Origin of the sequence: Neisseria sp. HMSC70E02 (assembly GCF_001838645.1) — a bacterium.
Classification (GTDB): domain Bacteria; phylum Pseudomonadota; class Gammaproteobacteria; order Burkholderiales; family Neisseriaceae; genus Neisseria; species Neisseria macacae.
The window spans coordinates 104,514-115,037 of the sequence record NZ_KV838110.1 but is presented as its reverse complement, the minus strand read 5'-3'; the positions used below and the strand labels follow the sequence as shown (position 1 = coordinate 115,037).

Annotated in this window: 12 protein-coding genes; 5 read left to right on the top strand and 7 right to left on the bottom strand. The window is 52.8% G+C overall.

The genetic code is table 11. The features are described from left to right. Positions 1 to 654: 654 nt before the first annotated feature. The gene (locus HMPREF3277_RS09715) at positions 655 to 1,176 is read right to left on the bottom strand and encodes a thioredoxin family protein (protein ID WP_070870985.1); all 522 of its coding nucleotides are present in this window, start codon (positions 1,174 to 1,176) and stop codon (positions 655 to 657) included. Between the two features lie 299 nt (positions 1,177 to 1,475). On the opposite strand from HMPREF3277_RS09715, the gene HMPREF3277_RS09710 reads away from it, so the two are divergent. Continuing rightward, on the top strand, positions 1,476 to 3,008 hold the full coding sequence (locus tag HMPREF3277_RS09710; RefSeq protein WP_070870984.1) for a helicase HerA-like domain-containing protein: 1,533 nt from the start codon (positions 1,476 to 1,478) through the stop codon (positions 3,006 to 3,008). A gap of 112 nt (positions 3,009 to 3,120) precedes the next feature. Continuing rightward, positions 3,121 to 3,663, top strand: coding sequence for a crossover junction endodeoxyribonuclease RuvC (gene ruvC, locus HMPREF3277_RS09705; RefSeq protein WP_003759384.1), 543 nt, complete (start codon positions 3,121 to 3,123; stop codon positions 3,661 to 3,663). 170 nt (positions 3,664 to 3,833) lie between these two features. Here ruvC and apaG read toward each other — a convergent pair whose 3' ends face one another. The 5 genes from apaG to HMPREF3277_RS14635 form a co-directional block, all read right to left on the bottom strand. After that, entirely contained in the window at positions 3,834 to 4,202 is a 369-nt protein-coding gene (gene apaG, locus HMPREF3277_RS09700; protein ID WP_003759386.1) for a Co2+/Mg2+ efflux protein ApaG, read from the bottom strand. A gap of 90 nt (positions 4,203 to 4,292) precedes the next feature. Then, entirely contained in the window at positions 4,293 to 4,781 is a 489-nt protein-coding gene (locus tag HMPREF3277_RS09695; RefSeq protein ID WP_003759387.1) for a phosphatidylglycerophosphatase A family protein, read from the bottom strand. After that, positions 4,774 to 5,730: a thiamine-phosphate kinase gene (gene thiL, locus HMPREF3277_RS09690; RefSeq protein ID WP_036491892.1), complete on the bottom strand. Its 957-nt coding sequence runs from the start codon at positions 5,728 to 5,730 to the stop codon at positions 4,774 to 4,776. Before thiL ends, HMPREF3277_RS09695 begins: the two co-directional genes overlap by 8 nt. Positions 5,731 to 6,095: 365 nt before the next feature. Continuing rightward, complete coding sequence (locus HMPREF3277_RS09685) at positions 6,096 to 6,938, bottom strand: competence/damage-inducible protein A (protein ID WP_070870983.1); 843 nt, start codon at positions 6,936 to 6,938, stop codon at positions 6,096 to 6,098. Beyond that, on the bottom strand, positions 6,935 to 7,171 hold the full coding sequence (locus tag HMPREF3277_RS14635) for a hypothetical protein (protein ID WP_141765210.1): 237 nt from the start codon (positions 7,169 to 7,171) through the stop codon (positions 6,935 to 6,937). The genes HMPREF3277_RS09685 and HMPREF3277_RS14635 overlap by 4 nt, the downstream gene beginning before the upstream one ends. A gap of 211 nt (positions 7,172 to 7,382) precedes the next feature. Between HMPREF3277_RS14635 and argG the strand changes: the two genes are divergently transcribed. From argG to HMPREF3277_RS09670, 3 genes are all read left to right on the top strand, one after another. Then, on the top strand, positions 7,383 to 8,726 hold the full coding sequence (gene argG / locus HMPREF3277_RS09680; protein WP_009175217.1) for an argininosuccinate synthase: 1,344 nt from the start codon (positions 7,383 to 7,385) through the stop codon (positions 8,724 to 8,726). A 95-nt stretch (positions 8,727 to 8,821) separates the two neighbouring features. Then, positions 8,822 to 9,271 carry a DUF3290 family protein gene (locus HMPREF3277_RS09675; protein WP_003759394.1) on the top strand — a complete coding sequence of 150 codons (450 nt, stop codon included), beginning with the start codon at positions 8,822 to 8,824 and terminating at the stop codon, positions 9,269 to 9,271. A 12-nt stretch (positions 9,272 to 9,283) separates the two neighbouring features. Beyond that, positions 9,284 to 9,916 (top strand): DUF421 domain-containing protein, encoded by a 633-nt coding sequence (locus HMPREF3277_RS09670; protein WP_070870982.1) that lies wholly within the window; start codon positions 9,284 to 9,286, stop codon positions 9,914 to 9,916. 151 nt (positions 9,917 to 10,067) lie between these two features. Here the strand turns inward: HMPREF3277_RS09670 and HMPREF3277_RS09665 are convergent, their stop codons facing one another. Continuing rightward, positions 10,068 to 10,439 (bottom strand): DUF488 domain-containing protein, encoded by a 372-nt coding sequence (locus tag HMPREF3277_RS09665; protein WP_070870981.1) that lies wholly within the window; start codon positions 10,437 to 10,439, stop codon positions 10,068 to 10,070. Positions 10,440 to 10,524: the final 85 nt, after the last annotated feature.

Sequence of the window (10,524 nt, the reverse complement as noted above, 5' to 3'; positions counted from 1 at the left end):
CCATCCTAACCTTCCCCCGCCAGACGGGGGAAGGGACAAGTTGCCGTTGCAGCCACGAGTAGCGTGGGCTTTGCCCACGAGACTTGGCGTATGTTAATTCGAAGGATAGCTGTGTTTTTATTCATTTCGTGGGCAAAGCCCACGCTACTTGAGTTACCCCAAGCTTGCGTTGATTGAATAAACGAGGTCGTCTGAAAACCTGATTTGATTTTAAGGTTTTCAGACGACCTCTTATTATAAACAAATCACGCCAAACTCCCCTCCGCCGTCATTCCCGCGCAGGCGGGAATCCATCGTAAATTCTAAGAAACTGATGTTTGAAAAACAGTTGCCGAGATTTAAAAGTAGATTCCCGCCTGCGCGGGAATGACGGTAGTGCGACAGAAATCTATGTCTCTACGCGCAACCTGCTCCCTCTCCCGTCCGGCGGGAGAGGGTTGGGGAGAGGGTGGCTCTATGGGCTGCACCAGTTTGATTTTGCCTAAAGCCGCGAAGCCACCCCCATCCTACCCTTCCCCCGTGGGACGGGGGAAGGGACAAGATTGTTGATGTAATAAAAGGTCGTCTGAAACCAAAATCCCATTTTCAGACGACCTCTTTTCATCACTCCGCAAAACCTCTAACCCTCAAACGGTGCAATCCCAAACGGGCAGCTTATCGCAAGCCGTTTGTGTCCAGCCATTTCTCCAAGTCTTCGGCGCTGATTTTGCCGCCGTTTTCTTCCAAATCGAGCTTGTTGACTTGTTTGCCTTTGCTGTATTTCGCTAGGACGGGCGTGCCGCCGAGTTTGTATTGTTGGCGGAACGCGGTCCATGCTTCTTTGTCTTGGTGCAGGCTGTGGACATTGACGAAGTAGATTTTGCCGTTCAGGTTGCGGCTGGCGATGTAGCGTTTGAACATGGGTTCGAAGGCGTTGCAGTCGCCGCAGCTCGGGCGGCCGATGTAGGCGTAAACGGTGTCTCCGTTGGCGACGCGTTTTTTGAAGCTTTCGACGGTCAGGCTGTCGAGGTGGAAGTAGATGTCGGAATAGGTGTCTTCCAGCCGCTTGGTGTTTTCGGCGGAAAGGCGCACGGCGGTTTGCGCTTCGGACAGGCTGTTTTTCAGGGCTTCGGTTTCGCGGTCGGCGGCGCAGGCACACAAGAGCAGCGCGGCGGTCAGGACGGGCAGGATTTTCATGATTCGGCTCCTTGGTTGCGATAGGGAAAGTATACGCTTTTCGCGGCGGCGGGGTCGTCTGAAAAGCGGGAAACGGCTTTTTTCAGACGACCTTTTGATGTATGGCAATGGGCGGGCGAAGTAGCGTTGTGTAGCGTGGGCTTCGCCCGCGGTGGTTTGGGGGGGCGTCGGTTTGCTGCGGGTTGAAGCTATCCCCTGCAAAACGGTAGAATGGCGTCAGTTTGACAGACGGTTTGCGCCGAACACTTGGACGCGCCGTTTCTATACCGATATAAACCATCCAATCAAAGGAAACCTTCATGACGACATTCTCCATCGCGCGCACGGGCGATAAGATACTTGAAATCCAAGGCAAAATGGCGAACCGCCACGGCTTGATCGCCGGTGCGACCGGTACGGGTAAAACCGTGACCCTGCGCCGTATGGCGGAAGCCTTCAGCAGCGAGGGCGTTCCCGTATTTTTGGTTGACGTCAAAGGCGATTTGTCGGGCATCGCGCAAGCGGGTGCCGCCAGCGGCAAAGTGGGCGAACGCATTGCCGAGTTTGGCTTGGGCGAACAATGGCTGCAAAGTTTTCCCGTGCGCTTTTGGGATGTTTACGGCGAAACCGGCATTCCGGTGCGCGTAACCGTTTCGGAAATGGGGCCGCTGCTGCTGGCGCGTTTGATGAACCTGAACGATACGCAGGAAGGCTTACTGAACCTTGTGTTTAAAGTCGCCGACGACAAAGGCTGGCACATTCTGGATTTGAAAGACTTGCGCAGTATGCTGAAACACGTTTCCGACCACGCTTCGGAATACCGCACGCAATACGGCAACGTCTCCGCCGCCAGTATCGGCGCGATTCAGCGTCAGCTTTTGACGCTGGAGAACGAAGGTGCGGAAAAATTCTTCGGCGAGCCGTCGCTCAACCTGCAAGATTGGATGCAGACCGACAACGGCAAAGGCGTCATCAATGTCCTCAATTCGGAAAAACTGATGCGCTCGCCGCGTATGTACAGCGCGTTTTTACTGTGGATGTTGGCGGAGTTGTTTGAAACCCTGCCCGAAGTCGGCGATTTGGACAAACCGAAATTCGTGATGTTCTTCGACGAAGCGCATTTGATGTTCGACAACGCCGCCAATGCGCTGGTGGAGCAGGTTGAGCAAGTCGTGCGCCTGATCCGTTCCAAAGGCGTGGGTGTGTATTTCGTGACCCAAAACCCGCTCGATTTACCCGACACCATCCTCGGACAGCTCGGCAACCGCGTGCAACACGCCCTGCGCGCCTTCACGCCGCGCGACCAAAAAGCGGTTAAAGCCGCGGCCGAAACCTTCCGCAGCAACCCGAATATCAAAGTTGCCGAAGCGATTGCCGAACTGGGCGTCGGCGAAGCGCTCGTTTCCTTCCTCGACGAAAAAGGTATGCCCGAGCCGGTAGAACGCGCGCTCGTCCTGCCGCCGCAATCTTCCTTGACCCCGCTTGCCGCAGAAGAGCGCAACCGCTTGTTCCAAAACGATGATTTGTATCCGATCTATAAAGACATGGTGGACAATTATTCCGCTTTTGAAGCTTTAGCCGAAGCCGACAGTCAGGCAGCGGCGGAGAAAGAGGCGGCAGCTGCGGCAAAAGAGCAGGAAAAAGCGCAAAAAGCCGCTGAAAAAGAAGCCGCCAATGCCGACCCCGGCATACTCGGCGGACTGCTCGGCGGCTTGAGCGGCGGACGTAAAAAGTCAGGACAGGGCTTGGGCTACAACGTCGCCGACGCCATCGGCAGCCAAATCAACCGCCAAGTGACCAACGCCATTTCCCGCAGCGTGATGGGCATTATTAAAAATATGTTTAAAAAATAAGGCGTAAAAAGAAGGCAAAGGTCGTCTGAAAGCCTGAAAATCGGTTTTCAGACGACCTTTTATGCTGGAGAAGACGGGAGGTTGATTGACGATATGGGAATAAGAAACTGAGATGACTGTGCAAAAAAGCGTCCGCATTTTGGGGATAGACCCCGGCAGTCGGGTGACCGGTTTCGGCATCATCGACGTATGCGGCAGGGAACATTTTTATGTGGCTTCAGGCTGTATCAAAACGCCGCCGAATGCGCCGTTGGCGGAGCGTATCGCCGTGATCGCGCGGCATATCAGGGAGATTGTGCAGCAATACCGCCCGCATCAGGCGGCGGTGGAGCAGGTGTTTGTCAATGTGAATCCGGCGGCTACGCTGATGCTGGGACAGGCGCGCGGGGCGGCATTGGCGGTGTTGGTGATGGAAGGTTTGCCTGTGTTTGAATATACGGCGTTGCAGGTCAAGCAGGCGGTGGTCGGGAAGGGCAAGGCGGCGAAAGAGCAGGTGCAGCATATGGTGGTGCAGATGCTGTCACTGTCGGGTACGCCGCAATCGGACGCCGCCGATGGACTCGCCATCGCGCTCACTCACGCTTTGCGCAATCACGGCTTGGCGGCGCAGTTGGGCAAAGGGCAGATGCAGGTGAAGCGGGGGCGTTTCCAATAAGACTCGACGCGGCATTGCTTCGGTATAGTGGATTAAATTTAAATCAGGGTAAGGAGAGGTAACGCCGTACTGGTTTAAAGTTAATCCACTATAAAAAAGGTCGTCTGAAAGCCCCTTAATCTTTCAGACGACCTTTGGTTTTCCCGATCTGTATTGTTTTTGCTCGGTGTTTATTGCAGGGTGAAGCCTGCTTTGAATTCCAGCTTCGGCACGCCGACGATAAAGCGTTCGCCGATGCTGTCTTCAAACTCGTATGCGCCTTCGATGCTGCCCCATGGGGTGCAGAGTTGGGAGCCGCTGTTGTATTCATACGCCTCGCCCGGATAGAGGACCGGCTGTTCTTCAATCAGACCGGAATGGCCTACCGGCTCGGTCGCGCCGTGTCCGTCGGTGATTTCCCAGAAACGCTGGCGCAGCGTGATGACATCGTTGCTGCGGTTGCAGATGGTAATCACATAGTTGAAGGCATAGCGGTCGCGATAAACATCGCTTTGACCCGCAACGTAGCGTGGTTGAACATTGATTTCGATTTCGTTCATTTTTGTTGTCCCGTAATAGTGTTTTTTGTTTGCACCGATGTTTTCGATGCGTTTGAAGTCTTATGGCTTCGAATAAGTGTGTTGAAAAAATCAGATAATCCAGGCGGCAATGCCTAAAACTATCAAGGTCATGATGGCGGCGATGATGTCGTCCAACATGATGCCGAATCCGCCGTGCACATGCCGGTCAAACCATTTGATCGGCCAAGGTTTGATGGAATCAAACAGGCGGAACAGAATAAATGCCGCCAGCCACCAATTCCATTTAAACGGCGCAAAAGCCAGAATCAGAAGCATCGCTACCATTTCGTCCCAAACGATACCGCCGTAGTCTTGGATGCCGAGCGCCTTTTCGGTGTGGTTGCAAATGCGGATGCCCCACATAAACAGGGCGACACACAAAAAAGCCAGAATCCAGCCGTCGATACCGATTAAAACCAAGAGAAATGCTATCGGCAGCGCCGCCATCGTTCCGAATGTGCCGGGTGCGACGGGCGCGAGGCCGCTGCCGAATCCGAATGCCAACAGGCATAACGGGCGCTGCTTCAACCAGTCGAAAGTAGGTTTAAATTCAGCCAAAGTGATCAAATCCTAATGAAGTCAGTTTTAATTCGCCGCCATTGGAATCTATTATTTTCAGACGACCTGTATTATTTATTTTCCCGATGGGCGTTACTGCTACGCCACATTGTCCGGCTATTGTCTGAATCTCGCTGCGCCGGCATTCGGGGGCGGTGAAAACCAGTTCGTAATCATCGCCGCCTGCCAGTGCGCAGGAGAGCCAGCTTTCGTGCGGTAAGACGTTTTTCAATTCTTCTAAAACCGGCAGCGCATTTGCCGAAATTTCCGCTCCGACCGATGACGCGGTCAAAATGTGACCGAGGTCTTGTGCCAGCCCGTCCGAAATATCTTGAGCGGCATGGGCAATGGGCAAAAGCGCCTGTCCCAATCCCACTCTAGGCTCCGGACGGAGCAGCCTGTCATGGCAGCGGTCGAACAAATCGGGTGGTAGTGTGTGTGTGTTCAGGCGGCAGTTTAAAGCGGCTGCTGCTGATCCGATTTGTCCCGATACCCAAATATCGTCGCCGTCTTTCGCGGCATCGCGCCGTAGGGCTTGTCCTTGCGGAAGCTCGCCGATAATGGTGACGTTGAATACCAAATCGCCTTTGGTCGTGTCGCCGCCGATCAGGGTAATGCCGAAGCGCTGCGCCAAACTGAAAAAGCTGTCACAAAAACGTTTCAGCCAATTTTCGTCCAATTCGGGCAATCCGGCACTCAATAACACCCATTTCGGGGTTGCGCCCATCGCGGCCATATCGGATATATTGACAGCTAGCATTTTCCATGCCAAATCTTCCGGAGCGGTGTCAGAAAAAAAATGTCTGTCTTTTAACAGCATGTCCGCGCTAAAACATAAATCAAATCCGTGACTTGGACGGATAATCGCGGCGTCGTCGCCAATGCCCAAAATCAAACCGCTGCTTTTCTGTTTTTGCAAATATTGTCTGATAAAGTCAAATTCCGTCATATATTGCACACAAAGTGGTAAAGAATGTTATCAATCGATTTGGAATTTTTGATAGACGAATAATGTATATTTATACAATATATATGTTAGTTAATGTAATAAATTGCATTAAACGGTAATATAATCGAGTCGATTGCAAAAGTAAATAAGATTTTTAATCCAAATGATAACGGTCAAAAAAGCGTACTTCTATCAAAAATTATTTCCGAGAGGATAAAAAGTGCCTTAAAAAAGAGTATCAAGCCGCGCAAGAGGAACGGTAATATAGGAAAGTCTGCAAGTTGATATCAGGATCTCGAGGTCGTCTGAAAAGCCGTTTTAGGTTTTTCAGACGACCTTTTGTCAAAATAAGAACAAAACGGCTTTTAGGCAGGCGTATCTTTCAACTCCGCGCCCACATCTTTCAACCCCGCGCCCACATCTTTCAACTCCGCGCCCACATCTTTCAAACGCCGCAGCACCTCGTCCCAGGCTTTGTCCAAATCGCGGCACGCCCCGCCTTCCGCCTTGATGCCGAACTCGATATGCGGTTTGACCGCTGTTCCGTCCGCATTTTGCCAGCCGACGCTGGGTAGGCTGTAAGAGCGCACGCCCGGGTAGGTGTGTTCGACGTATTCCATAATCGGCGCGACACGCGATTCGGGCTGTCCGAACACATACACGCTGCGGCTGCCGCGTTCGGTTTGGTTGAAGCGGTTGGCGTAATAAGTATCCAAAACCCATTCCGCCATCGGGTGCGCCATCACGGGGAAGCCGGGGAAGAAATAATGTTCGCGGATGGAAAAACCGGCGATGTTGTTGAACGGGTTGGGCACAAGTTTTGCGCCTGCGGGAAAATCCGCCATTTTCAGGCGCTGGGCGTGTTCGGGGGCGTCAAGCGGTTCGCCGCGTTTAAGGGTAACGGCTTCGATGAACTTGGCGGCTTCGGGATGGCGGACGACGGGCAAATCCAACGCGGCGGCGGCAGCTTGGCGGGTGTGGTCGTCGGGCGTGGAACCGATGCCGCCGGTAACGAAAGTCGGCAGGCCGTCTGAAAAGCTGCGGCGCAGTTGTTTGACCAGCAAATCAGGTTCGTCGGGCAGGTATTGCACCTGATTGAGCTTCAGCCCGCGCGATTCCAGCAGGGATTTGAAAAAGGCGAAATGCTTGTCTTGGCGGCTGCCGTGCAGGATTTCGTCGCCGATGATGATGAGGTTGAAAGCGTTCATGGATAGGTTTCTTTACCGATGCCGTCTGAAAAATGTTGATGGTGCTGTAATTTATTCCCTCTCCCGTGGGAGAGGGTTAGGGAGAGGGCTGAGCTTGCGTTTTTCAGGCAGCGTTTGCTTAAGGGCTGCTGTCTGTGCCCTCTCCCCAACCCTCCCCCGCAGGGGAGGGAGTCGGGTTGGGGATGGCGTAAAGGTCGTCTGAAAAGATTTTCAGCGAAACGGGCAAGGCTCATTTTCAGCCGACCTTTACGGCTGACAATGTGTTCTATTTATAAGATAATGTTTCAACACACAGGACTACACACAAAGCGCAGCCCTATGTATCGCCCTGATTTGGAAGAGGTTGCATTTCTCCCAAACAGTCTCTGATTCTACCGCCCCGAAGGGCGGGGTTTCAACCGTTAAGGTATTTTTAATAACCCCTTTTAAGTCCGAAGAATTGTCATGAGCCAAAACAATACTATCCTGCAACACCTCCCCATCGGTCAAAAAGTCGGCATCGCCTTCTCCGGCGGCCTCGATACCTCCGCCGCGCTGTTGTGGATGAAACTCAAAGGCGCGCTGCCTTACGCCTACACCGCCAACCTCGGTCAGCCCGACGAAGACGATTACAACGCCATCCCCAAAAAAGCGATGGAATACGGTGCGGAAAACGCCCGCCTAATCGACTGCCGTGCGCAGTTGGCACATGAAGGCATCGCCGCCATCCAATGCGGCGCGTTCCACGTTTCCACCGGCGGCATCGCCTATTTCAACACCACGCCTCTGGGCCGCGCCGTTACCGGCACCATGCTCGTTTCCGCCATGAAGGAAGACGACGTCAACATCTGGGGCGACGGCAGCACCTACAAAGGCAACGACATCGAGCGTTTCTACCGCTACGGCCTCTTGACCAACCCAGCGCTGAAAATCTACAAACCTTGGCTCGACCAACAATTTATCGACGAACTCGGCGGACGCCACGAAATGAGCGAATTTCTGATTGCCAACGGCTTCAACTACAAAATGTCGGTGGAGAAAGCCTATTCCACCGATTCCAATATGCTCGGCGCAACGCATGAAGCCAAAGATTTGGAATTCCTCAACAGCGGCATCAAAATCGTCAAACCCATCATGGGCGTTGCCTTCTGGGACGAAAACGTCGAAGTCAAACCCGAAGAAGTCAGCGTGCGCTTTGAAGAAGGCGTGCCCGTTGCACTGAACGGCAAAGAATACGCCGACCCCGTCGAACTCTTCCTCGAAGCCAACCGCATCGGCGGCCGCCATGGCTTGGGCATGAGCGACCAAATCGAAAACCGCATCATCGAAGCCAAATCGCGCGGCATCTACGAAGCCCCGGGCATGGCGTTGTTCCACATCGCCTACGAACGCTTGGTAACCGGCATCCACAACGAGGACACCATCGAACAATACCGCATCAACGGCCTGCGCCTCGGCCGCCTGCTCTACCAAGGCCGCTGGTTCGACAGCCAAGCCCTCATGTTGCGCGAAACCGCTCAACGCTGGGTTGCCAAAGCCATTACCGGCGAAGTAACCCTCGAACTGCGTCGCGGCAACGACTACTCGATTCTGAACACCGAATCGCCCAACCTGACCTACCAACCCGAACGCCTGAGCATGGAAAAAGTCGAAGACGCCGCGTTCACCCCGCTCGACCGCATCGGCCAGCTCACCATGCGCAACCTCGACATCACTGACACCCGCGCCAAACTGGGTATTTACTCGCAAAGCGGTTTGTTGTCGCTGGGCGAAGGTTCGGTATTGCCGCAGTTGGGCAATAAGAAATAAAGCAGCCCAGCCATTTTGAATTGTTTCAAACGGGAAAGGTCGTCTGAAAAACCGTTTTCAGACGACCCCACCTTTTCCTCAAATCATTTGAAATCATGAAATTCTTCACACACTTTTATCTTGAAAACCATATGTATTTCAACGACTACTTGAAATACGTCCTCATTTTTGCCGCGCTCGTCGTCCTGTTGCTCGCCGTGTCGCAATACCTGCGCCACCGCATGGACACCAAATACCGCGACCTGAGCATCATTGCCCTGCTGCTGCTTATCCTCATCAGCGGCATCCAATATCTCTCGTACAGCGAACGCCAAAACTTCGCCGCGGATACATCGCGCATGGTGGGTTTTCTCAATGCCTTGATTGAAAACCAAAAAGTGGAAAAACGCGACATCAGCGTTAACAGCACGCACCTATACAACGGCATGATCGTCGGCATCAAAAACCAATACTACGAAGTCCATTTCAATCAAGACTTCTCCGCCTACACCCTGACCCCCACCAATCTGGTCAACAACAACATCGAACTCATCGACAAAGAATAACAGGACACACTCATGGAAGCATACTCCCTCCTTGCCCTCAAACTTCTCATGGGCATTTTAGGTTTGGTTTTGCAAATCAACCTTTTAGGTAAAGGCAACCTCGCCCCCACCTCCGCCATGGATCAAGTACAAAACTTTGTACTCGGCGGCATCATCGGCGGCGTGATTTACAGCGACAGCATCGGGCTTTTACAGTTTTTCCTCGTGCTGATTTTGTGGACGCTGTTGGTCTTGAGTCTGAAATTCATCAAAAACCACAACCACTGGGTCAAATCCGTGATTGACGGCAAATCCGTCTGGGTCATCGTCAACGGCGAAATCCAAACCGAAGAATGTATGAAAAACGGCATCAGCGCACACGACCTGATGTTTAAGCTCCGTGCCGCCGGCATCTACGAAATCGCCGCCGTCAAACGCGCCGTCATGGAACAAAACGGGCAGCTCACCGTCATCCAATACGGCGACGAAAGCCTGCGTTACCCTCTGATTACCGACGGGCAAATCGACCACGACATCTTGGAAATCATCAAACGCGACGACGAGTGGCTGAAGCAGGAACTTGACCGCCTCCATCTTGATGCCTCGAAAGTCTATATCGGCGAATACATCGACGGGAAATTGGTGGCACACCCTTATCCTTCTTAATTTAATCCACTGTAGTACGGTAAGGAGAGGTAACGCCGTACTGGTTTAAAGTTAATCCACTATAAAAAAACAAAGGTTGTCTGAAACCTAGACTGGATTTCAGACGACCTTTTTGCATCAACCCCGAATGATGCAGGTCTTGCTGTTTTTGTTAATCGCGATATTCAAACGACGTCCCCAAAAACTGCTCTAAGGCAGAAACATGGGAATGATGCGGGTCTTTGACGGCAGTCAGCAGTAAAACGCTGCCGTGTTGACGTTCCAACTCCAAGAGCTGCCTAATGGCGGTTTGCTCGGTATCGCCGTGCAGCTCCTCATGGTAACGGCTGACGAAACCGTCAAAATGTTCAGCCGGATTTTCATGATACCAGCGGCGCAGGTTTGCACTGGGGGTGATGTCTTTGAGCCAGAGCGCCGTAGCAAAGACCTCTTTGCGGATGCCACGCGGATAGAGGCGGTCGATAAAGACTGCGGTTTGTTCGGGGTCAGGCCGGTATGCGTAAATGCGCTGTACGATAAACATGTTTGCTTGTCTCCAATGGATTCAGGTCGTCTGAATGTTCAGACGACCTGATGTTTTATAGTGGATTAACTTTAAACCAGTACGG

What these genes read in the sequence shown, in the direction of transcription:
- HMPREF3277_RS09715 (WP_070870985.1), bottom strand. Translation starts at nt 1,176, where the DNA reads ATGAAAATCCTGCCCGTCCTGACCGCCGCGCTGCTCTTGTGTGCCTGC.
- HMPREF3277_RS09710 (WP_070870984.1), top strand. Translation starts at nt 1,476, where the DNA reads ATGACGACATTCTCCATCGCGCGCACGGGCGATAAGATACTTGAAATC.
- ruvC (WP_003759384.1), top strand. Translation starts at nt 3,121, where the DNA reads ATGACTGTGCAAAAAAGCGTCCGCATTTTGGGGATAGACCCCGGCAGT.
- apaG (WP_003759386.1), bottom strand. Translation starts at nt 4,202, where the DNA reads ATGAACGAAATCGAAATCAATGTTCAACCACGCTACGTTGCGGGTCAA.
- thiL (WP_036491892.1), bottom strand. Translation starts at nt 5,730, where the DNA reads ATGACGGAATTTGACTTTATCAGACAATATTTGCAAAAACAGAAAAGC.
- HMPREF3277_RS09685 (WP_070870983.1), bottom strand. Translation starts at nt 6,938, where the DNA reads ATGAACGCTTTCAACCTCATCATCATCGGCGACGAAATCCTGCACGGC.
- HMPREF3277_RS14635 (WP_141765210.1), bottom strand. Translation starts at nt 7,171, where the DNA reads ATGAGCCTTGCCCGTTTCGCTGAAAATCTTTTCAGACGACCTTTACGC.
- argG (WP_009175217.1), top strand. Translation starts at nt 7,383, where the DNA reads ATGAGCCAAAACAATACTATCCTGCAACACCTCCCCATCGGTCAAAAA.
- HMPREF3277_RS09675 (WP_003759394.1), top strand. Translation starts at nt 8,822, where the DNA reads ATGAAATTCTTCACACACTTTTATCTTGAAAACCATATGTATTTCAAC.
- HMPREF3277_RS09670 (WP_070870982.1), top strand. Translation starts at nt 9,284, where the DNA reads ATGGAAGCATACTCCCTCCTTGCCCTCAAACTTCTCATGGGCATTTTA.
- HMPREF3277_RS09665 (WP_070870981.1), bottom strand. Translation starts at nt 10,439, where the DNA reads ATGTTTATCGTACAGCGCATTTACGCATACCGGCCTGACCCCGAACAA.